The sequence below is a fragment of the Azospira sp. MPR-E4 genome, from assembly GCF_058809645.1.
In genome coordinates this window covers 25009-47123 of record NZ_JBXAST010000027.1, presented here as the reverse complement: position 1 = coordinate 47123, position 22115 = coordinate 25009, and the positions used below count along the sequence as shown (strand labels likewise).

The following is a 22115-nucleotide window of genomic DNA, read 5'->3' as shown; positions in this document are numbered from 1 at the left end:
CGCCATGAACGACCGCACCCTTCCCCCTTCTTCCCCCCGTCGCCTGAAGCGCCGCGCTCCCTCGCCCATGGCCCTGGAGGCCCGGGTCATGTTCGACGGTGCTGCCGTGGACGCGGCGGCCTCCGCTGCCGCTGCGGCCGAGCGGGCAGCCCAGGATGCGGCTGCCCGGGAGAGCTCCACCAAGGTGGTGTGCAAGGTGCCGGAGACCCCGGCACCGGTGGCGCCGGCCAGGGATGTGGATGTCCGGACCGAGCCGGGCGGACCCCGGGCCTTGGCCGCTGGCGACCCCGCAGCCAACGGCGGACGCCGCGAAGTGGTGTTCGTCGATGGCGCCGTCAGCGACTGGCAAACCCTGGTGGCGGGCCTGGGCACCGGCCTCGAGGTGGTGCTGCTGGACAGCAGCCGGGACGGCCTGCAGCAGATCGCCGACTACCTCCAGGGGCGCAATGACATCGATGCCATCCATCTCGTCGGCCACGGCGAGAGCGGCAAGATCCAACTGGGAACGGCGAGCCTGGACAGCGACCACCTGTCCTCCTATCTGGCCAGCCTGGCGGCCATCGGCGCCGGCCTCAAGGCCGACGGCGACCTGCTGCTCTACGGCTGCGATGTGGGGCAGGGGGAACTGGGCGTGAACTTCCTCAAGCAGCTGGCCCTGCACACCGGTGCCGACGTGGCCGCATCCAGCGATGCCACCGGCGCAGCGGCCAAGGGCGGCGACTGGAATCTGGAAACGACGGTGGGCAGCATCGAGACTGCCGGCCTGCAGGTCGACGCTTATGCCGGGCTGCTGGGAACTCCGGTGATCGGTAATCTGAATGATCGGACCATCACCGAGGACGCGCCAGCGGTCATCATCGACAGCGACATTACCTTCAGCAACGGCGGGGACTATGTGGGCGGTTATCTGCGCTTTGCCGTGGGCAATGGCACGACCGGCGATGTGCTGTCCATGGTCAGTTCTGCAACTCCCAATGCCAACGGAGCTATTTCGTTCGACAACGGTACCGTGTACCAAGGTAATGGCAGCGGGCGGGTGGCCATCGGCGTGGTGGATCCCTATGAGAACGGCCAGGCCGGCAAGGCGCTAAAAATTGTTTTCTATAAAGGGTTCACCAACGGCAGCTTCGAAGCCGTGGACCTTCCCGGCTGGACCAAAGCGTTGCAGGCCTATCCGCTCAATCTCAACGGCCAGAGCATCCACTACTCCTTCAGCGGCGGCGTCAGCGGTACCGGTACCGTCAATCTTCTTCCCGGCTCTTCTCTGGGCAGTAACTCGATTGTCGTCGCTTCCGGCGATGCGACTAGCGGCTCCAACGCCCTGGTGCTGACGTCAGACGGCAGCGTGCCCCAGAATTCCGGGGACCGTCCCAACGGCAACAACTCCCTGCACGGCCCCTATGTCACCAGCGATGCCTTTACCGGCTTCGCCGGCCAGCAGATGGCCCTGGACTGGAAGGCGCAGGGCGGTTCAGATGCCTACGAAGTGTTCGGCTATCTGCTGGCTGCCGGCGCCGATGGCCAGTTCGGCACCGCCGACGATGTCCGCACCCAGCTATTTGCCCAGCGCGGCGATACCCAGCCGTGGACCACCCAGACCTTCACCTTTGCCGCCGATGGTCTCTATAAATTCGAGTTCGTCTGCGGTACTTACGACAAGACCGGTGGTGGTGCGGTCGGTGCCAAGCTCTATGTGGACAACATCCGCCTGATGACCGCGGCGCCCACCATCAACGATGCCACCCTGTCGGCCATTTCGCGCCAGATCACCTATGCCATCAACAAGGATGCACCGCCGTCCACCCGCACCCTGACCGTCTCTGCCCAGAGCAGTGACGGTGGTGCCGGATCGGCTCAGGCCGACATCACGGTTGGTTCGGTAAACGACCCCCCGGTCAACCAGACCGCTCCCAGCATTAGTGGCGTCGTCCACCCGGGCCAGACCGTTACTGCAGGCCCCGGTACCTGGGTAGACCCGGATGGCCTGACTAACATCACCTACACCTATCAGTGGTATCTGGCCGATGATGCAGCCGGCACCAATGCCACAGCCATCAGCGGCGCTACTGGAAGTACTTACACGCTGGGTGCAGGAGAGCTTGGACGTTATCTCTCGGTCAAGGTCACCGCCACCGACGACGGTATCGGCAGCGGCGGCAACCAGAGCACCACCGCCTGGTCCGCCTATCGTGCCGTTGCCAATACGGCGCCGACGGCTACGGCCCAGACGGTGACGGCCCTGGAGGACGGCGCCCAGCTCATCACCCTGGGTGCCAGCGACGCCGACGGCGACGCCATCGGCCAGTACGCCCTTTCCAGCCTGCCTAGCGGCGGCCAGCTTTACCAGGTGAATGAAGACGGCAGCCGGGGTGTCTTGATCCTCACCGCCGGCCTGGTCACCAACAGTGCGCACCGGGTCATTTTCGTCCCCAACGCCAATGCCTCCGGCGCCGGCCTGGGTAATTTCAGTTTCCGCGTCACCGATACCCTGGGCGCCACTTCCGCGGCCGCCCAGGTGACGGTGAATGTGACGGCAGTCAACGATGCGCCGGTGCTGGGCGGCGGCCCGGACGTGACCTACAAGGAGAACAACGGCAACGTGCCGGTGCTGGTGGCGCCGGGCATGACCCTCAGCGACGACCTCTTCAACGGCAACCTGGGAGGGTCCGTCCTCACCATCAACATTGCCAACGGCCAGACCGGCGACCAGCTGACCCTGCGCAACGAGGGCACCGGCACCGGCCAGGTGGGCTTCGCCATCAACCAGGGCACCGGCGCCATCACCTACGGCGGCGTCACGGTAGGCATCCTGTCCTCCACCAACGACGGCAAAACCGTCACCATCACTTTCGCCAGCAATGTGGCGCCCGTGGTGAATCCTGCCAGCGTCACGCGGGAGGCGATCGAGGCAGTCTTGAAGAACATCCAGTTTTTCAATTCCTCCGACAACCCCGTGGTCGGCGAGCGCAGCGTCCAGTTCAGCCTGGACGACCACGGCGGCACGGCCAATGGCGGCAGCAACCTGGGCGGCGTCACCTACAAGGTCCAGGTCCAGGCCACCAACGATGCTCCGACCAACATCGTGCTCGGCTCCACCACCAGCGGCGGCACCTGGGGCAGCACCAACGTGGCTCCCGGCCACAATTTGGTGGACGGTCTGGGGCGGCCGGTGAACCCCGGCACCAGCACGGACGGCCGCTACGACAACGCCAACTTCGGCGAGATCGTCATTCCTTCCGGCGACGACGGCTCCACCGCCATCGACGTTTCCGACATCTTCCCCGGCGGCTTCAATTTCTGCGGCACCACTTACAGCGGTGGCCAGTTCTTCGTCGGCTGGAATGGCTACGTCACCTTCGGGCAGGGCATGAGTTCCTACGCGCCGAGTGGCATCAGCCAGTCCACCGTGCCCATCATTGCCCCCATGTTCCTCGACTTCGACACCCGGGGCGGAAAATCCACCGCCAACTGGGGTGCCGACGGCGGCAATTCCACCGGTTCCAACCGCATCTATGTGGACAAGGATCCGGTGAATAAGGTGGTGACCATCACCTACGATGACGTGGGCGAGTACTCCAATATCAAGAACGTCGGCAACGCTTTCCAGATTCGCCTGTGGGACAAGGGCAACGGCGACTTCGACATCGAGTTCCGCTACGAGAACGTGGGCTGGGCCAAACATGGTTCGGCGTGGACCTCTGCAGGATGGTCCGCCGGCGACCGGGCCACCTTCTCCGAGATCGACGGCTCCATGACTTCCCAGATGGCCAATCTGGCGAGCATGAGCAACATCGGCCAGGCCGGGGTCTTCCTCTGGCAGGTGCGGGATGGCGGCGTGCGTACCGCCGGCGTTGCCGTCACCGAGAACAGTACTCCTGGCACGGTAGTTTCGCCCCTTTCCACCGCCGACGTGGACGACAGCCACTTCACCTATCAGATCAAGCTGCCCGACGGCAGCTACGCCGACAGCGACGGCAAGTTCAAGGTGGTGCAGAACGGGGCCGGTGGCTGGGAACTGCAGGTCGCCCCAGGGGCTAACTTCGATTACGAGACCGCCACCTCCCACACCGTCACCATCAAGGTCACCGACAGCGGCGGCGGTGAAGGGGCAGGGCACGAGCTGTCCTTCGAGAAGACCTTCACCATTCCGGTGCTGGATGTGAACGAGACGCCGACGGATATCACCCTGTCCGGCAATACCGTGGTGGAAAATAGCGCCGGCGGCACCATCATCGGCACCCTGGGTACGGCGGATGCGGATGGCGGCGACTACCATACCTACACCATCGTCGGTGGCGATGCCGACAAGTTCGCCATCGCCAATGGTCGTCTGGTGGTCAAGCCCGGCGCCAGCCTCGACTACGAGACCGCCCGTAGCCATACGGTAACCATCCGCAGCACCGACAGCGGCGGCCTGTTCCGGGACGAGACCTTCACCATCAATGTGGCCAACGTGTACGAGCCGGTGTGGTTCGATACCGCCACCGCCCATCCCGTCTACACCGAGAACGGTGCACCGATGGTCATCGACGGCGCCATTCGGGTCCTGGCGCCGGAAGATAACTTCAACGGCGGCTATCTGCAGGTGGCCCTCAACGGCAACGGCGAGGGCACCGACCGTCTCTCCATCATCGCCAGCGGCGATACCCTGATCAGCGTCAACGGCAGCAACGTGCTCTACGACGGCACCGTCATCGGCACCATCGACAGCGTCGAGAACGGCCGCGGTGGCCAGCCCCTGCGCATTCGCCTCAATGCCGACGCGGACGTGGTGGGAGTCCAGGCCCTGGCCCGCAGCATCGGTTTCTACTCCACCTCGGACAATCCTTCCGCAGCTACCCGGAACATCCAGTTCTCCCTCAGCGACGGCCAGAGCCTGGCCATCAAGGCAGCCCAGGTGGATGTGCGACCGGTGAACGATGCCCCGGTGGCCGGCCTGCCGCCCATCGCCGTGGTCACCGAACGGACCAACACCGATCCCAGCGCCACGACCTACATCCGCGGCCTCTCGGTGAGCGACGTGGATGAGACCGGCCTAGTCACCGTGGTCCTTTCCAGCAAAGACCTGGGTGGCGGCAACCGCTACGGCAGCTTCACGATCAATGCCGCCATTGCCGGCGGCGTCGGGGCCGGCAGCATCAGCGGCAACGGCAGCGGCCTGGTGACCCTGCGGGGCACCCTGGCCCAGATCAATGCCACCCTGGGGGCTTCCAACGGGGTCGCCTACACGCCCGGTCTGGCTCGGGATTCTGTGGAAACCGGGAATGACCGCCTGACCCTCAGCATCACCGACAGCAGCGGCCTCACCACCGCCCGGGGTACCGACATCACCGTGGTACCGGGCATCCCCACCGCCCACAGCGAGAACTACATCACTCCGGAAGACCCGGCCAGTCCCATCGTGGTGGACCTCTCCACCCTTGTCACCGACCTCAACCTGACCAACGCCCACTACACCCTGGGTACGGCCGTGCCCGGCCAGACCGATCTGATGCTGAATTTCGGCCCCGACCGGGAGATCCGGGACGGCAACGGCAACCTCACGGGCTACCGCCTGGAGCACGGCAACCTCATGCTTCAGCCCGGAACCACCCTCAGCCAGGGCAAGTTCACCTACCAGCCCGATGCCAACTGGTACGGCGCCGAGTCCTTCAATTACTACTTCCAGAATTCCCAGCAGTCCTCGGAGATGGCCTACATCCGTATCTTCGTCACGCCGGTGAACGATGCTCCGGTCAATGTCACGGCCCCCGAGATTAGCGGCGACCTGCGCGGCGACGGCACCCTGCGCCAGAACGGCACCGTCACCGGCCAGGGGACCTGGAGCGACGTGGACAACGCTCCGTCAGAACTGGCCTACCGCTACCAGTGGCAGATCGCCGACGATGCGGCCGGCACCAACCTGCGCGACATCGACGGCGCCACCCTGGCCCAGTACAAAGTCAGCGGTGCCGACATCGGCAAGTACATCCGCCTCCAGGTCGTCGCCAACGATGGCAGCCTGGACTCGGCCCCGGCCCATACCGCCTTCAAGCTGGTGACCAATGCCGATCCGGAACTGACGGCGCCGCCCACTGCGCCGTCTGCCACCGAGTCGGTTCCCTTCAGTTTCACCGTGCCTGGCGGCACTTTCTCCGATAGCGACGGCGATACCCTGAATTACCGTGCCACCTTGGCCAACGGTTCGCCCTTGCCCTCTTGGCTCAGCTTTGATCCGGCCACCCGCACCTTCTCCGGCACGCCGACAGGTACGGACATCGGCAGCATCTCCGTCCGGGTGACCGCCTCCGACGGCGGCTACCATCCGGCATCGGCCACCTTCAACCTGCTGGTGGTGGGCGTGCCGCCGGTCCGCCCCGATACGCCCGCCAACCCGGGAGGAACCCCGAGTACGCCCACCGGAGGCGGTGATGTTCCAGGCGGTCCGTCCGGCTTGCCTCCAGGCCTGCCCGGCGTTCCCACCACTGGCGGTGGACTGCCGGGTGGCCCCGCCGAACCGGGCGGGCGCCCCGGCTCCACAGGGGGCGGCTGGCCTGGCGGCCAACCTGCCGGCGATCCGACGGGGCATGCCGGCAATCCCGGTAGCCTGCCCCCGGTCATTGAAATGCCCGGCAACAACGCCGGCATTCCGGGCTATCATCAGCCGGGAACAGCCCTTCCCGTCGCCGAGCGAGCAGATTTCCGTACGCCGGCAGCTTCGTCCTCGACAGACGGCCTGACCCGGGCCGACGGCTTCCAGGTGGTGGTGCGCAGTGGCGGCGGCAGCGAAGTGTCGGCGCTGCGCCTGGGTACCGTGATCGACGACCAGCAGTTGCCTGCAGACCAGTCCTTCCAGGTCACCATTCCGGCCGATGCCTTCATCCACACCAAGGTGGACGCGGTGATCCAGCTCAGTGCGCGCATGGCGGACGGCAGCGCCCTGCCGCCCTGGGTCGAGTTCGATGCCGGCAAGGGGCTCTTCCGCGGCCGGCCGCCCCTGGGCTTTGCGGGCGATCTGGAGATCGTCATCACCGCCCGGGACCAGAACGGCAATATCGCCACCCAGCGCCTGCGGGTGCGGGTGGGCGAGGGCGCCATGGGCAAGCCCGGCCTCACCGAGCAGCTACGGGCCGCCGGCAGCCACGCCCGGGCGGCGGAGCGCCAGGGCCTGTTGCAGGCGGCCCGGGCCAGCGCCGGGGTGCGCCGCGCCGCCTGAAGCACCTGATCCTTGGTGGCACATTGGCCGGGAAGTCCGCTTCCCGGCGCTTTTTTTTTGAGAGTCATGCATGTCGTCCCCCCATCCTTCTGCGCCACCCGACAGTGAACTGGTAGCCCTCGGCGCCCTGCTGCACCTGGCCCGGCGTGCCCGTCATGCGGCGTCCCCGGAGGAGCTGGGCTTCATCGCCGTCAATGAAAGCCATAGTCTGGTGGCCTACCGGCAGGCCATCTTGTGGCTGGCGGATCGGGGCATTGCCGCCCTTTCCGGCGTGGTCGCGCCGGAAGCCAACGCGCCTTATGTGCATTGGCTGGAGGCCGTCTGCAGCCATCTGGATGGCAGCGCTGCGCCCCGCCCCTTTACGGCCCGGGACCTGCCGCCGGCCCTGGCCGCGGAGTGGCAGGAATGGCTGCCGGCCCAGGCCCTGTGGCTGCCCCTGGCCGGGGTGGCCGGGGCGGACGGCAGTCCCGGCCACGGCGCCCTGATCCTGGCGCGGGAGCCGGCCTGGGGCGAAGGCGAACAGCAGTTGCTGGCGGAGTGGGCCGACATGCTGGCCGTAGCCTGGGCTGCCCTGCGACGGCCCACGGCTTTGTCCCGCTGGCGCCGCATCCGCCAGCGCCTGCACGAGGCCTGGCCCGCCGCGGCGACCCGGCGGCGCTGGCGTCGCCGCCTGCTGCAGAAGCGCACCTGGCGCCGCTTTTGGGGGCGCTGTGGCCGCCTCTGGCGGGCCATTCCCTGGCGCGGGGCCGGCCGGCTCCTGCTCAGTCCCCGGCGCTGGCCGCAAGCCTGGCGCCAAGGCGCCGGCGCGCTGCAGCGCTGGGGGCTGGGCATCTGGCGGCAGCCGCGGCGGCGCTACACCGCCCTGCTGCTGGTGTTCCTGCTGTTTCCCGTTCGCCTTACCGTGCTGGCGCCGGGCGAGCTGGTGCCGGCCCGACCCGCCGTCATTCGTGCCCCCCTGGAAGGCTCGGTGGACAAGTTCTTCGTCGCCCCCAACAGCCGGGTGCAGGCGGGGGATGCCCTGTTCCAGCTGGACCTGACCACCTTGCAGTCCCGCCTGGAAGTGGCGCGCCAGGGGCTGGCCACGGCCGAGGCCGAGTACCGTCAGGCAGCCCAGCAGGCCGTCTTCGAGGCCAAGAGCAAGGCCCAGCTGGCCCTGCTGCAGGGGCGGGTGGCGGAGCGCCGCACCGAGGCCGAGTACCTGGAATCCCAGCTGACCCGGGCCCAGCTCAGTTCGCCCCTGGCCGGGGTGGTGCTGATGGACGATCCCGCCGAATGGGTGGGCAAGCCGGTGGCGGCCGGGGAGCGCATCCTCACGGTGGCCGACGAGCACGACGTCGAGGTGGAGGCCTGGATCGGCCTGGGCGACGGCATCTTGCTGCCCGAGGATGCCGCCGTCACCCTCTACCTGAATGCCGCGCCCCTGTCGCCGGTGGCGGCCCGGCTGCGCTACTACGCCCATGAGGCCGTGGCCCGGCCGGACGGCAGCTTTGCCTACCGCCTGCGGGCCCGGCTCGAACCGGGGGAGGCGGCCCCCCGGGTGGGCATGAAGGGCACCGCCAAGATCAAGGGTTCCTGGGTGACCCTTTCCTATTGGGTGTTGCGGCGGCCCCTGGCCATCCTGCGTCAGGCGGTGGGACTATGAGCCGGAGCGAAGCCGGCGCCGTACCCCTGGTGGAACTGCGCCAGGAGCTGACCCTGCACCCGGGGCCGGTGGCGGCGGACGGCTCCCCCACCTGGAGCCTGCAGGACCCGGTGCGCAATGCCTTCTTCCGTATCGACTGGCCGACCTTCGAGATTCTGTCCCGCTGGGGCCTGGGGTCGGCCGAGACCATCGTGCAATGGGTGAACCGGGAGACGGCCCTGGAGCTGGACGAGACCGACGTGGAGGCGGTGCAGCGCTTCCTGCAGGACAACCAGCTGTGCCGCTGCGACGGTCCCCAGGACACGGCGCGCCTGCTGGAACGGCAGGCTGCCTCCCGGCACGGCCTCACCCAGTGGCTGCTGCACCACTACCTCTTCTTCCGCCTGCCCCTGGTGCGGCCGGACGCCTGGTTGCAGCGCCTTCTGCCCCGGGTGGAGTTCTTCTACAGCCCCCGCTTCTTCCGCCTCACCGGCCTGGCCCTGGCCGTGGGCCTGGTGGAGGTGTTCCGCCAGTGGGAGAGCTTTTCCGCCACCTTGGTCGATACCCTGAGCTGGAAGGGCGCCGCCGGCTATGCCCTGGCCCTGGGGCTGGTCAAGGTATTGCACGAGTTGGGCCACGGCTTCACGGCGCGCCGCTACGGCTGCCGGGTGCCGGCCATGGGCGTGGCCTTTCTGGTGATGTGGCCGGTGGCCTACACGGATGTGAACGAGGCCTGGAAACTCACCGACCGGCGCCAGCGCCTGGCCGTGGGCGGCGCCGGCATCGTCACCGAAGGAATCGTCGCCGCCTGGGCCACCCTGGCCTGGGCCTTCCTGCCGGACGGCACCCTGCGCGGGCTGGCCTTCATGCTGGCCACCGTCACCTGGTTTTCCACCCTGGCCATCAACGCCAGCCCCTTCATGCGCTTCGACGGCTACTTCCTGCTGTCGGACTGGCTCGACTTCCCCAACCTGCACGGCCGCTCCTTCGCCCTGGCCCGCTGGGACCTGCGGGAGCGTCTTTTCGCCCTCGGCGAGGAACCGCCGGAGCATCTGCCGCCCGCCCGCCAGCGGGCCCTGGTGCTGTTTGCCTGGGGCATCTGGATCTACCGCCTGACCCTGTTCCTGGGCATCGCGGCCATGGTCTATTACATGTTCTTCAAGGCCCTGGGGCTGTTTCTCTTCGCCGTGGAAATCGGCTGGTTCGTCCTGCTGCCCCTGTGGAGTGAAATCCGGGAATGGCGCCGCCGCGCCGCCGCCATCCGGGCCAGCGCCCGGGCCCGGCGCACGGCCAGGCTGGCGGCCCTGGTGCTGCTGGTGGGGCTGGTGCCCTGGAATTTCCAGGTCGGAGGGCAGGGCGTCCTGCGCAGTGGCGAGCACTATGCCCTGTTCGCCCCGGGAACTGCCCAGGTGCTGGCCATGCCGGTGGCCGAAGGGACCCGGGTGGAGGCGGGAACGGTGCTCATGGAACTGGCTTCCCCGGAGGTGGAATACCGGCAGCAGCAGGTGGCCCAGCGGGTCGAACGTCTCGACTGGCAGGTCCAGGTGGCCGGCTTTGACGAAACCCTGCGGGCCCGCCAGCTGGTGACCCGGGAGGAACTGGCGACAGCCGACAGCGAGCAGGCCGGCGCCGAACTGGAGCGCCAGCGCTACCAGCTCACCGCCCCCTTTGCCGGCGAACTGCGGGACCGGCGGCCGGACCTGGGCGTCGGCGAATGGGTCAATCGCCAGGAACCCCTGGCGGTGCTGGTGGCACCGGGGCGCTGGCAGGTGGAAACCTATTTGGGGGAAAGCGAAGTGGCCCGCATCGAGGCCGGCGACCGGGGTCGTTTCTATCCTGAAACCCGGGGCCTGCCCAGCCTCGCCTTGCGGGTGCTGAGCGTGGACCGGGATGCCTCCCGCACCCTGGGCGAGGCCATGCTGGCCAGCACCCACGGCGGCGAAGTCATGGTGCGGGAGCGGCGCGGCCAGCTGGCGCCGGAAAAGGCCGTCTACCGGGTGCTGCTGGAAGTCTCCGATACGGCAGATGCCGCCGCCGTGGGCCGGGTGCAGCGGGGCCAGGTGGTGATCTACGGCAGCCCCAAGACCCTGCTGGGGGATTTCGCCCGGGCCGCCGTTGCCGTGCTGGTGCGGGAATCCGGCTGGTAAGGGGCGCCGGCAGCGGCTCCTTTTGCCCGCGCCTCAGCCCTTTTTTTCCCGGGCCCGGCGCACGGTGACGCTGTCGCCGCCGATGCCCCAGTTGTCCGTGTCCACCTCGTCGATGGTGACCACGGTGGTTTCCGGGTTCTTGCCCAGGATGTCCCGCAGCAGCAGGGTGACGCCCCGGATCAGGGTGGCCTTCTGTTCGGCGGTGGCACCCTCCCGGGTGATCTTGATATTTACGTAGGGCATACGGCGTTCCTTCTGACAAAAAAACGGGTCTGGCTGCCGACCCAGGCGCCCAGGCTGACCAGCACCAGGCCGGCCATCAGCCAGGGGGACAGGGGCTCGCCCAGGAGCGGGGCGGCGGCGGTGCCGGCGATGGCGGGAATGAGGGCCATCAGGGTGCCGACCTTGGTGGGGCCCAGGATGGCCACGGCGCGCATGAAGAACATCATGGCCACGATGACCGCCAGGACGCCCTGGTAGGCGGCCTGCAGGGCAATGGTGGAAAGGCTGGCGGCGGCCAGGTTGTGGGGCAGCCACAGCACGTAGACCGGCAGGTAGAGGGCGGCCGAGACCAGGCCGACGCCCAGGGTGGCATCCCAGGGGGCCACCTGCCAGCGCCGCACCAGCACCGTGTAGATGGCCCAGGAGAGGCTGGAGGCCAGGATCAGCAGGTCGCCGCGCCAGTCGCCGACGCTGCTGCCGAAGCTGTCCGTGGCCAGGCAGGCGATGCCGGCGGCGATGCCCACCAGGCCGAGCCAGCGCTGGGGCGAGGGGCGTTCCCCCAGCACCAGCCAGGCCATCAGGGCCACCAGGAAGGGCAGCATGCCGGGCAGCAGCACGGCGCCGTGGGCGGCGGAGGTGAGCTTGAAGCCGGCATAGACCAGGACGCCGTAGCCGCAGCCGCCGGTGACGGCCAGGATCACCATGCGCCAGCTGAAGTTCAGCCGGGGCCGCCGCCACAGCCACACGGGCAGGAGGATCAGGGCGGCGGTGCCGAAGCGCAGGGCGGTCACGTCCCAGGCGGTGAGGGGGCTCTTGCCGCCCAGGCGCGAGACGAGGATGAAGCCGGACCAGACGGCGACGGTCAGGGCGGCGTAGAAATAGCCGCGCCGGAGATGCTGGTTGTCCATGGGTTGTCTCCTGGGGTTGGGGTGTTTTTATGGTCTTGCCAGGAACACTGTAGCGGCGCATCATGTTCTTGAAAAATGAATTATTAAGATTTTTATATTCTTCTTTTGAGATTTGAATCGAGGCCCCCGGACAAGGGGGCAAGGAGCGGCGTTCATGGAACTGGCAGACCTGCACATCTTCCGCACCGTGGTGGCGGAGGGCGGCATCACCCGGGCGGCGGTGCGCCTCAACCGGGTGCAGTCCAACGTCACCACCCGGGTGCGCCAGCTGGAGGCGGACCTGGGGGTGGAACTGTTCGTGCGCGAGGGGCGGCGCCTCAACCTCTCCGCCGCCGGCCGCCAGTTGCTGGCCTATGCGGAGCGCCTGCTGGACCTGGCCGAGGAGGCCCGCCATGCGGTGCAGGATGCCACGCCCCGGGGCCGCCTGCGCCTGGGCTCCATGGAGAGCACGGCGGCGGTGCGCCTGCCCGGGCCCCTGGCCGGCTTCCACCGGGCCTATCCGGAAGTGCGCCTGGAACTGAGCACCGGCGACACCCGTCGCCTGGTGGCCCAGGTCCTGGCCGGCGAGCTGGATGCCTGCCTGGTGGCCGAGCCGGTGGACGATCCCCGGCTGGAGAAGCGGGCCCTGTTCGAGGAAGAGCTGGTGATCGTCACCGAGGCCGGTCACGGCCCGGTGCACTCGGCCCGGGACCTGGCGGCCAGCACCATCATCACCTTTGCCCCCGGCTGCGCCTACCGCAAGCGCCTGGAAGACTGGTTGGCCCGGGACGGCATCCTGGCGGAACGGGTGGTGGAGGTCTCCTCCTATCACGCCATCCTCGGCTGCCTGGTGGCCGGCATGGGGGTGGCCCTGCTGCCCCGGGCGGTGCTGGAGAACTATCCCGGCGCCGACCTGCTGGCGGCCCATCCCCTGCCCGGGCGCAGCGGTCTGGTGAATACGGTGGCCCTGTGGCGGCGCGGTGCCGCCATCCCCGCCGTCAGCGCCCTGGTGGAGCAGCTGGCCGGCGGTGTCGATCAAAGTCTGGAACAGGCCGCCTGAGGCGGCCGGGAGTCGGAAATGAGCGGTTTTGAAAACTTTCAGAGCGATGCCAACGAGCTGGAGACGGAAATCGTCCGCCGCGGCATCGTCCTCGGCATCGACTGGAACAACGAGACCCAGGTGCGCCTGCTGGCCCGGGAGGCCCTGGACCATGCCCGGGATGCCAGCCGGGCGGCAGCCGCCTGCTGCAACCACCAGGAACAGGCCAAGGCCGAGCTGTTCGCCTTTGCCGCCCTGATGCTGCGCACCATGCAGGAAAGCGCCGAAGAGGGCGTGCTGACCCACGGCGGGCCTGCCTGGAAGGCCTTCGCCCGGGCCCTCTGGGCCGAGTCGGGCCAGGGCAACCGGGTGGGCGGCCAGCCGCCGGCCTGAGGCAGTTGCCGCCCTAGGTGCGGAAGCGCTGCACCAGGGCGTCGAGGCGGCTGGCGATCTGCTCCACCGCCTCCGCCGTTTCCGCCGTGTTCTTCATGGCGGCGCTGGTTTCCTCCACCATCTGGGCGACCTGCTCCACCCGCTGGGCAATGCTGGTGCTGGCGCTGCTCTGTTCCATGGTGGCCTCGGCCACGTCGCGCACCCGGTGCAGGGTCAGCTCCGACCCTTCGCGGATCTGGCGCAGGGACTGGGCCGCCTCCTCGGCCAGGGCGACGCCGCTCTCCACCTGGGGCAGGGCCGCCCCCATGGCCTGCACCACCATGTCCGTGTCGGTCTGGATGTGGCTGATCATCTGTTCGATCTCCACCGTGGCCTTGGCCGTCCGTTCCGCCAGCTGCCGCACTTCGTCGGCCACCACGGCGAAGCCCCGGCCCTGTTCCCCGGCCCGGGCCGCCTCGATGGCGGCGTTGAGGGCCAGCAGGTTGGTCTGGGCGGCGATGGCGCTGATCACCGAAGCGATGCCGGAGACTTCCCGGGTCTGGGTTTCCAGGTCCCGGATGCGGCCCGAGGCGTCGCTGACGGTGCCGGCGATGGCCTTGATGGCGCCGCTCGCATTGGCCACCCGGGTTTCCCCCTCGGCCGCCAGCTGGGCCGATTCGCTGGAATTGCGTTCCGTATCCCGACTGTTGTCGGAGATGTGATTGATGCTCACGGTCAACTCCTCGATGGCGGCGGCCATGGCGGACGTGGCGTCGGACTGCTGTTCCCCGGCCAGGGACACTTCCCGGGCGGCGGTGCTGATGCGCTCGGCGTTGTGGGTCAGCTGGCTCGAATTGCTGCCGATCTCCTTCACCACCTGGCGCAGGGAGGCCACCATGTGGCTGAAGGAAGCCAGCATGGACCCGGCCGGCGCCGTCTCGACCCGGACCGTCAGGTCGCCATCGGCCGCCTGGCGCATGAGGTCGATGGCCGCACCCGGTTCGCCCCCCACCTGCTGCAGCACGCTGCGGCCCACCAGGTAGGTGCCGGCGGCGACCAGGGCGAGCAGCACCAGCGCCATCAGGGAATCCTCGAGGGTGCGCTGGCGCACTTCGGCCTGCACGTCGTCCAGGTAGATGCCGCTGCCAACCACCCAGCCCCAGGGGGCGAACAGCTTCACGTACTGCAGCTTGTCCACCGCCTTCTCCGCCGGCTGGCCGGGGTGGGGGAAGAGGGTCTCGACAAAGGCGCCGTCCGGCTGCTTGATGGCGCCGTCGATGATGTTGCGCAGGGTCGGTCGGCCCTTGAGGTCCCGGACCTCCCCGGTGACGTCCTTGCCTTCCCATTCGGGGCGGATCGGGTGCATCACCGTCACCCCTTCCGGGGTCCAGATGTGGAAATACTCGGAGCGCCCGTCGGCGCCGCCGTAGCGGGCCATGCGCACGCTTTCGGCGGCGGCCTTCTGGGCCTCGCTGCGGCTCATCTTGCCGGCCTTCTCCAGGGCCTGGTAGCCGGCGATGATGTTGTAGGCCGCTTCCACGGCGGCCCTGACGGTCTGTTGGTGGCCCTCGTGGAGGTCCCGGCTGACGCCCAGGGCTCCGAGGATGGTGATGGTGCCCATGCCGAATACCGCCAGGGCGATCAGGATGAACATCCGGCTCTTCAGGCGCAGATTGGCAAACACGATGGTAGTCTCCTCCGGTGGGACTGCAGGACGGCGTCCCCGTGGCGGGGATCTTGTCGATGCGGTGGAGGATGCCAGCGGAAAAGGCGCTTGCCAGCTCGGGTAACGCCCCGGTTAGGCCCTAGGTGATACCCCAGTTCCCCTGCTTTTCATCTTTGGCAAAACTGCACGAACTTGTCGCAGGAGCGTCGCGAATGGAAGGACGGACCGTTGTACCCGTCCCCGGCCGGGCCGGAGACGCCGGTTTGCGGCATGGCCGCTACGGCCTGCCGTCGCCCTGATGCCGTTGCCGTAAAATTCCGAGCGCACCCCCCTTGCTGGAGCCCATGCCATGACCGATTCCGTTGCCCCCCCGTCTTCCTCGCCAGCCTGCGATCCGGAAGGGCTGTTGCGCATGCTCAACGGCGACCGGGACAGCGTGCGGGATCTGGTGCAGACCTTCCTCGACAACTTCCCCCAGCTGCTGGGCGAGCTGGACCAGGCCCTGGCCGAGTCGGCCGAGTCCGGCATGCCGGAGCCGTTGCGCCGCACGGTGCATCGCATCAAGGGGGTTTGCGCCATTTTCGCCACCGGGCGCATCGTGGCGCGGGCGCGGGAGATCGAGGCCCTGCTGCTGGCCGGGGCGGTGCCGGCCGGGGTGGATGAAAGCGCCCTGTGGCGGGAGGAACTGCAGCAGGTGGCGGCGGAAATGACCGCCTTCAACCGCTCCCTGGCAGCCGTGGACGACTGAGGGGCGGCCGCGCTTAGGAGACCATGCCGTGCTGCATCGCATAGCGGGTCATGCCCGCCACATCCCGCACGCCGAGGCGCTCCATCAATTGGGCCCGGTGGAATTCCACGGTCTTGGGGCTGATGCTCAGTTCCCGGGCGATTTCCTTGGTGGTGCGGCCCAGGGCCACCAGCCGCAGGATCTGCTCCTGGCGCGGCGTCAGCTGGGGCGGCGGCAGCATTTCGCGGCGGTCCGTGCGCATGGCGTCCAGCAATTGCTGCTGGATTTTCGGCGACAGGTAGCAGCTGCCGTCCATCACCTTGTCCAGGGCCAGCTGCAGCTCGGCGAGGACGAAATCCTTGAGCAGGTAGCCGTGGCACCCCGCCTCCAGGGCCGCCTCCACCACCTCGCGGCGGTCGATGCCGGAGAGCACCATCAGCTTGGTTTCCGGCGATACCGTGCGGATCTGGCGCATGGCCTCGATGCCCGACAGGTTCGGCATGTCGATGTCCAGTACCGCCACGTCGGGTTTCAGGGCCTGGGTCCGTTCCAGGGCTTCCAGGCCGTCGGCGCATTCGGCCACCACCACGTATTCGGGCAGGGTCTGGATCAGGGAGCGGATGCCGGCACGCACCAGCAGTTGGTCGTCGGCAAGCAGCAGGCGGATGGCAGGCGTTGTGTCCGTCATAGGGGCTGGCAATCGGATGGGGGCCGTTGGAGGGATGGGAACCTGATGGCCAAGTGTAGCATCCTGTCAGGTGCCCGGCATGTTCCCACAGGCCGGGGCCGCCCGGCAGGAACTTATGCACAATCGGCGCCGGTCCCCGGTTCCATAATGGGCGCATCTGCCATCGCCAACGTCGCCGGGAAGGTCGCACCGTGGAGCTGAATCTGGTCGTCATCGACGATTCCGAAATCAACCTGACCCTGTTCCGCGTCCTCGCCGAACGGATCGAGGGGGTGCGGGTCCATGGCTTCCTTTCCTCCAGCGAGGCCCTGGCCTGGTGCGAACAGGGGCAGGCGGACGTGGTGGTGGTCGATTACATGATGCCGGCGCCGGACGGTCTGGAATTCATCCGCCACTTCCGCCAGCTGCCGGGCATGGCCGAGGTGCCGCTGATCATGGTCACCGCCAACAACCTGCGGGACGTGCGCTGTCGGGCCCTGGAGCAGGGCGCCTCCGATTTTCTCAACAAGCCGGTGGACAAGGACGAGTTCCTCGCCCGGGTACGCAACATGTGCGCCCTGCGCCGCAGCCAGCGGCAGCTGGCGGACCGGGCGGCCTGGCTGGCCGAGGAGGTGGCCAAGGCCACCGCCGGCCTCCTGGAGCGGGAGCGGGAGACCATCGTCTGCCTGGCCAAGGCCGCCGAATACCGGGACCCGGAGACGGGCGCCCACATCCTGCGCATGGCCCACTATTCGGTGCTCATCGGCCGCCAGCTGGGGCTGGCGCCGGCGGAGCTGGAGATGCTGCTGGAAGCAGCGCCCATGCACGACGTGGGCAAGGTGGGGACGCCGGACCTGATCCTGCTCAAGCCCGGGCGCCTGACCCCGGCCGAATTCATGATCATGCAGCAGCATGCCGAGCAGGGTTACGAGATACTGCGCCAGGCCCGTTCCCCGGTCCTGGCGATGGCGGCGGTGATCGCCCGGGCCCATCACGAAAAGTGGGACGGCAGCGGCTATCCCCAGGGACTCAAGGGCGAGGCCATTCCGCTCCTGGGGCGCATCGTGGCGGTGGCGGACGTCTTCGATGCCCTGACGTCGCCCCGTCCCTACAAGCAGGCCTGGCCCCTGGCCCAGGCCCGGGAATACCTGGAGCAGAATGCCGGCAGCCATTTCGATCCCCGCTGCGTCGAAGCCTTCCTGGCGGCGTGGGATGAAATGCTGGTAATCCGGGAGCGTTTCCAGGACCAGTAACATCGAGAGAAGACAAGAAAAGAACAGAGGAGGAATCAGTCATGCGCGTTCTTCAGATCCACCTTCCCGTGGCCCGGGAGCCGGCCCACATCCGGGCCGCCCTGGCGCCCCTGCAGGCCATCGAGCCCCAGTTGCTGCTGGTGTTCTTTGCCGCCGAACGTCTGGCCGATGGCGCTTTCACCGCTCTCCTGGCCGAGGTCTTTCCCGGGGCCCTGCGCATCGGTTGCAGCACTGCCGGCGAGATCGTCGGCGAGGAAGTGTGCGAAGGCAGCATCGTCGTCACCGCCGTCCATTTCGACGCCACCACGGTGCGGGAAGTGACCACGGAGCTGGCCTGCATGGCCGATTCCGGTGCCGCCGGCGAGCGCCTGGCGGCCCAGTTGCCGGGAGAGGGGCTGCGGGCGGTGCTGGTCTTTGCCCAGGGCGTGGCCATCAACGGCAGCGCCCTGGTGGCCGGCATGAGCCGCCAACTGCCGCCCGGCGTGGCCGTCAGCGGCGGCCTGGCCGGCGATGGCGGCGCCTTTTCCCGCACCTGGGTGCTGTCGTCCCAGGGCGTGGCCGAGCACCGGGTGGTGGCGGTGGGGCTCTACGGCCAGGCCCTGCGGGTGGGCCACGGCTCCTTCGGCGGCTGGGAGCCCTTCGGCCCGGCGCGCAAGGTCACCCGCTGCGAGAACAACGTGCTCTACGAACTGGACGGGGAGCCGGCCCTCGACATCTACAAGCGCTACCTGGGCGAATACGCCCGGGACCTGCCCGCCTCGGGCCTGCTCTTCCCCTTTTCCATGGCCGACAAGGACCGCTCCAGCGTCGGCCTGATCCGCACCATCCTGGGGGTGGATGAAGCCTCCGGCAGCCTCATCCTGGCCGGCGAAATCGATCCGGACGGCTACCTCAAGCTCATGCACGCCAATCCCAATGCCCTGGTGGACGGGGCCCAGCGGGCGGCGGAAATGGCCCGGGCCATGGTGCCCGGGGAGGCCCTGGCGATCCTGGTCAGCTGCGTCGGACGCAAACTGGTGCTGGGCGGCCGGGTGGACGAGGAGGTGGAAGCGGTGGCCGACGTTTTCGGCCGCAACTGCACCCTCACCGGCTTCTATTCCTACGGCGAGATCAGCCCCTTCAATGCGGCCCCCGGCGCCGTTGGCCCCGATTCCTGCCGCCTGCACAACCAGACCATGACCATCACCCTGCTGACCGAGGTCTGAGGGCCATGCACCGCCTGCTGCTGCGCCAGTTGAAAGGCTCCCTCGGGGTGGCGGGCGAGGCGGAGCTGCAACCCCTGTGCGACAAGCTGCTGCACCTGGCGGCCCGGGAGGACATCGCGCCGGATGTGGCGGTGGCCCTGGCGGGCCTGCCCGCCTTCCTGCGCCGGGTGGGGGAGGCCTATGCCCAGGCGGAGCGGGACCAGGCCCTGCGCACCCGCAGCCTGGAACTGTCGTCGGAGGATCTGAACCGGGCCTATGCCCGCCAGGAGCAGGAGCTGGTGGCACGGGAGCAGTCCATCGCCTCCCTGCGGGAAACCGCCAACCGCCTCCTCGGCCAGATGGGCCTGCCGGCCCTGAGCCCGGAGGATGCCAGCCTGGAATCCCTCTCCCAGCTGATGGACACCCTGGTGCGGGAGCGGGAGTCGAGCCGCATCCGCCTGCACCAGGCCCATTCCAGCCTGGAGCAGCAGAAGTTCGCCCTGGACCAGCACGCCATCGTCAGCGTCACCGACGTGGAAGGCTTCATCATCGAGGCCAACGACCGCTTCTGCGAAATCAGCGGCTATTCCCGGGAGGAGCTGGTGGGGCGCAACCACCGGGTGGTCAAGTCCGGCATCCATCCCCCCGCCTTCTACCAGGAGATGTGGGACACCATCGTCCATGGCCGGGTGTGGCAGGGCGAGGTCTGCAACCGCAGCAAGGACGGCCGCCTGTACTGGGTCAGCGCCACCGTGGTGCCCTTCTTCGACGACCTGGGCGTGCCCTACCAGTACATCGCCATCCGCACCGACATCACGGCGCGCAAACTGGCCGAGGCGCGTCTGGACGAGCAACTGCACTTTTCCCGCCAGGTGCTCGATACCCTGCCGGTTCCCCTCTATTTCAAGGATACCCAGGGCCGTTACCAGGGCTTCAACAGGGCCTTCGCCGATTTCTTCGGCATCGAGCCGAGCCTCTGGATCGGCTGCCACGTGCGGGACCTGCTGCCGCCGGAACTGGCCGAGCAGCACGTGGCCCGGGATGAGGAGGTGTTTGCCCGGGGCGGGCGGCAGAGCTACGAAATCGAGCTCATCACCCCTGCCGGCGCCCGCTACGACACCCTCTACAACAAGGCGGCCCTGACCCGGCCGGACGGCAGCGTGCGCGGCCTGGTGGGCACCATCATGGATATCTCCGAGCGCAAGCGCTGGGAGTCGGAAATCCTGCGGGCGAAGGAGGCGGCCGAGAATGCCAACCGGGCCAAGAGCGACTTCCTGGCCAACATGAGCCACGAAATCCGCACCCCCATGAACGGGGTCATCGGCATGACCGAGCTGGCCCTGGATACGGACCTGACCGAGGAGCAACGGGACTACCTGGAAGCGGTGCAGATGTCCGCCAACGCCCTGCTGTCGATCATCGACGACATCCTGGACTTCTCCAAGATCGAGGCCGGGCGGCTGGATGTGGAACAGATTCCCTTCGACCTGGAAAAGGTCTGCGCCGACGCCCTGCGCACGGTGGCGGTGCGGGCCGATCAGAAGGGCCTGGAACTGCTGGCCCGGCGCGGTCCCGGGGTGCCGCGGCGATTGCTCGGCGATCCGGGGCGCCTGCGCCAGATCCTGCTCAACCTGCTGGGCAACGCCATCAAGTTCACCGAGCGGGGCGAGATCGAGGTGGCGGTGGAACTGGCTGAACCCGGGGCGGCGGGGCAGGTGTTGCACTTTTGCGTCAGCGACACGGGCATCGGCATTGCCCCGGAAAAGCAGGAGCACATCTTCGAGGCCTTCGCCCAGGAAGACAGTTCCACCACCCGGCGCTTCGGCGGCACCGGCCTGGGGCTGACCATCTGCAGCCGCCTGTGCGAACTGATGGGGGGGCGCATCTGGGTGGACAGCGTGCCCGGCCAGGGCAGCGCCTTCCATTTCACCCTGCAGCTGCCGACGGACGGGGCGGCCGCGCCAGAATCCGAACGTCGCCTGTCCGGCAAGCCGGCCCTGCTGCTGCTGGTGGCCAATGCCCGCCAGCGTTGTCGCCTGCAGGGGCTGCTGGCGTCCTGGGGGGCGACGGTGGTGGCTGCGGCCAGCGGTGCCGAAGGGCTGGCCTTGCTGGAACAGGGGCTGTGGGACGGCGTGGTGGCCGATTCCCGTCCGGCCGACGGCGACGCTGGGGACCTGCTCGAGCACCTGGCCCGGAGTCCCGGCCGGGTGCCGTTGCTGATGCTGCTCAGCCCCAGCCGCATGCGCCTGGAGATCGCCCGTTGCAAGGCTTTGGGCGTGGGGAATTACCTCGGCAAGCCGGCCCTGGCCGACGAGCTGTGGCGCAGCCTGCAGGCATTGCTGGAGCCCGCCGTGGCCGGGGTCCCCGCCACGGTGGCGGAGGCTGCCGGCACGCCGCCGGCAGGCCTGGAGGTGTTGCTGGCGGAAGACCATCCGGTCAACCAGCAGCTCATGCGCAACATGCTGGAACGGCTGGGCCATCGGGTCACCCTGGCCCGCCACGGCGGGGAGGCGGTGGCGGCAGCGGCCCGCCGGCGCTTCGACCTGGTGCTGATGGACATGCAGATGCCGGAGATGGGGGGCGAGCAGGCGACCCGCCTGATCCGGGCCGACGAACAGGCCAGGGGCCTGGCGCCTCTGCGCATCTACGCCCTGTCGGCGGCGGCGCGGCGGGAGGACCGGCAACGGGGGCTGGCGGCCGGCATGGACGGCTACCTGCTGAAGCCCCTGCAGCAGAAGGACCTGCAGGAAGTGCTGGCGGGTCTGGCCCGGCCCGGGCAGGAAGAGGGGGGCTTCGACTACGGCAGGATGCTGGAAGGGGCCGACAGGGACGTGCTGCAGATCATCGGCGACGTCTTTCCCGGATTGGCGCGGCTGGAAATGGCGGCGATGGAGGAGGCCCTGGCCGCGGCTGACTGGGAGCGCCTGGGGCGGGTGGCCCATTCCCTGCGCGGTGCGGCGGCCAATTTCGGCCCTTCGCCGCTGGTGCAGCAGGCGGCCGAGGTGGAGCGCCTGGCGCCCCATCAAGCGGTGCAGCCGGCCCATCTGGCCGAGCTGCGGCTGGCGCTGGAGGCGTTGCTGCAGGGCTTGCAGCAGTTCGACCGCTAGGGGCGGCGCTGTCGCCGCGGGAGTTGGA

Annotated in this window: 13 protein-coding genes; 9 read left to right on the top strand and 4 right to left on the bottom strand. The window is 68.4% G+C overall.

Features of this window, described 5'->3' with window-relative positions; genetic code table 11:
• Window positions 1-88 precede the first annotated feature (88 nt).
• The 3 genes from AC1RTA_RS09855 to AC1RTA_RS09845 all read left to right on the top strand — a co-directional run bounded on the left by AC1RTA_RS09855 (window position 89) and on the right by AC1RTA_RS09845 (window position 10963).
• Window positions 89-7195: a DUF4347 domain-containing protein gene (locus AC1RTA_RS09855; RefSeq protein ID WP_492784623.1), complete on the top strand. Its 7107-nt coding sequence runs from the start codon at window positions 89-91 to the stop codon at window positions 7193-7195.
• A 70-nt stretch (window positions 7196-7265) separates the two neighbouring features.
• A complete protein-coding gene (locus AC1RTA_RS09850; protein WP_492784622.1) occupies window positions 7266-8837 on the top strand; it encodes an efflux RND transporter periplasmic adaptor subunit in 1572 nt (523 codons plus the stop codon).
• Window positions 8834-10963, top strand: coding sequence for a site-2 protease family protein (locus tag AC1RTA_RS09845; protein ID WP_492784621.1), 2130 nt, complete (start codon window positions 8834-8836; stop codon window positions 10961-10963). The genes AC1RTA_RS09850 and AC1RTA_RS09845 overlap by 4 nt, the downstream gene beginning before the upstream one ends.
• Window positions 10964-10996: 33 nt before the next feature.
• Here the strand turns inward: AC1RTA_RS09845 and AC1RTA_RS09840 are convergent, their stop codons facing one another.
• Window positions 10997-11206 carry a 2-hydroxymuconate tautomerase family protein gene (locus AC1RTA_RS09840; RefSeq protein ID WP_152088814.1) on the bottom strand — a complete coding sequence of 70 codons (210 nt, stop codon included), beginning with the start codon at window positions 11204-11206 and terminating at the stop codon, window positions 10997-10999.
• On the bottom strand, window positions 11194-12093 hold the full coding sequence (locus AC1RTA_RS09835) for a DMT family transporter (protein ID WP_130458084.1): 900 nt from the start codon (window positions 12091-12093) through the stop codon (window positions 11194-11196). The genes AC1RTA_RS09840 and AC1RTA_RS09835 overlap by 13 nt, the downstream gene beginning before the upstream one ends.
• Window positions 12094-12247: 154 nt before the next feature.
• On the opposite strand from AC1RTA_RS09835, the gene AC1RTA_RS09830 reads away from it, so the two are divergent.
• Both AC1RTA_RS09830 and AC1RTA_RS09825 read left to right on the top strand, forming a co-directional pair.
• Window positions 12248-13132 carry a LysR family transcriptional regulator gene (locus tag AC1RTA_RS09830; RefSeq protein ID WP_492784620.1) on the top strand — a complete coding sequence of 295 codons (885 nt, stop codon included), beginning with the start codon at window positions 12248-12250 and terminating at the stop codon, window positions 13130-13132.
• Between the two features lie 18 nt (window positions 13133-13150).
• On the top strand, window positions 13151-13504 hold the full coding sequence (locus AC1RTA_RS09825; RefSeq protein WP_492784619.1) for a hypothetical protein: 354 nt from the start codon (window positions 13151-13153) through the stop codon (window positions 13502-13504).
• Between the two features lie 13 nt (window positions 13505-13517).
• Here the strand turns inward: AC1RTA_RS09825 and AC1RTA_RS09820 are convergent, their stop codons facing one another.
• On the bottom strand, window positions 13518-15167 hold the full coding sequence (locus AC1RTA_RS09820; RefSeq protein WP_492784618.1) for a methyl-accepting chemotaxis protein: 1650 nt from the start codon (window positions 15165-15167) through the stop codon (window positions 13518-13520).
• A gap of 331 nt (window positions 15168-15498) precedes the next feature.
• Between AC1RTA_RS09820 and AC1RTA_RS09815 the strand changes: the two genes are divergently transcribed.
• Entirely contained in the window at window positions 15499-15897 is a 399-nt protein-coding gene (locus AC1RTA_RS09815; RefSeq protein ID WP_014236935.1) for an Hpt domain-containing protein, read from the top strand.
• Window positions 15898-15910: 13 nt separating this feature from the next.
• Here AC1RTA_RS09815 and AC1RTA_RS09810 read toward each other — a convergent pair whose 3' ends face one another.
• Window positions 15911-16564, bottom strand: coding sequence for a response regulator (locus tag AC1RTA_RS09810; protein ID WP_014236936.1), 654 nt, complete (start codon window positions 16562-16564; stop codon window positions 15911-15913).
• Between the two features lie 191 nt (window positions 16565-16755).
• On the opposite strand from AC1RTA_RS09810, the gene AC1RTA_RS09805 reads away from it, so the two are divergent.
• From AC1RTA_RS09805 to AC1RTA_RS09795, 3 genes are read left to right on the top strand one after another with little or no spacing between them, the layout of a single operon-like run.
• Entirely contained in the window at window positions 16756-17796 is a 1041-nt protein-coding gene (locus AC1RTA_RS09805) for an HD-GYP domain-containing protein (protein ID WP_492784617.1), read from the top strand.
• A gap of 41 nt (window positions 17797-17837) precedes the next feature.
• On the top strand, window positions 17838-19001 hold the full coding sequence (locus AC1RTA_RS09800; protein WP_130458090.1) for an FIST signal transduction protein: 1164 nt from the start codon (window positions 17838-17840) through the stop codon (window positions 18999-19001).
• Window positions 19002-19006: 5 nt separating this feature from the next.
• Window positions 19007-22087, top strand: coding sequence for a hybrid sensor histidine kinase/response regulator (locus AC1RTA_RS09795; protein WP_492784616.1), 3081 nt, complete (start codon window positions 19007-19009; stop codon window positions 22085-22087).
• Window positions 22088-22115: the final 28 nt, after the last annotated feature.

Excerpts from the sequence above, each read along its gene's own strand:
- AC1RTA_RS09800 (WP_130458090.1), top strand. The coding sequence starts at position 17,838 with ATGCGCGTTCTTCAGATCCACCTTCCCGTGGCCCGGGAGCCGGCCCAC.
- AC1RTA_RS09815 (WP_014236935.1), top strand. The coding sequence starts at position 15,499 with ATGACCGATTCCGTTGCCCCCCCGTCTTCCTCGCCAGCCTGCGATCCG.
- AC1RTA_RS09855 (WP_492784623.1), top strand. The coding sequence starts at position 89 with ATGTTCGACGGTGCTGCCGTGGACGCGGCGGCCTCCGCTGCCGCTGCG.
- AC1RTA_RS09825 (WP_492784619.1), top strand. The coding sequence starts at position 13,151 with ATGAGCGGTTTTGAAAACTTTCAGAGCGATGCCAACGAGCTGGAGACG.
- AC1RTA_RS09840 (WP_152088814.1), bottom strand. The coding sequence starts at position 11,206 with ATGCCCTACGTAAATATCAAGATCACCCGGGAGGGTGCCACCGCCGAA.
- AC1RTA_RS09830 (WP_492784620.1), top strand. The coding sequence starts at position 12,248 with ATGGAACTGGCAGACCTGCACATCTTCCGCACCGTGGTGGCGGAGGGC.
- AC1RTA_RS09845 (WP_492784621.1), top strand. The coding sequence starts at position 8,834 with ATGAGCCGGAGCGAAGCCGGCGCCGTACCCCTGGTGGAACTGCGCCAG.
- AC1RTA_RS09795 (WP_492784616.1), top strand. The coding sequence starts at position 19,007 with ATGCACCGCCTGCTGCTGCGCCAGTTGAAAGGCTCCCTCGGGGTGGCG.
- AC1RTA_RS09810 (WP_014236936.1), bottom strand. The coding sequence starts at position 16,564 with ATGACGGACACAACGCCTGCCATCCGCCTGCTGCTTGCCGACGACCAA.
- AC1RTA_RS09835 (WP_130458084.1), bottom strand. The coding sequence starts at position 12,093 with ATGGACAACCAGCATCTCCGGCGCGGCTATTTCTACGCCGCCCTGACC.
- AC1RTA_RS09850 (WP_492784622.1), top strand. The coding sequence starts at position 7,266 with ATGTCGTCCCCCCATCCTTCTGCGCCACCCGACAGTGAACTGGTAGCC.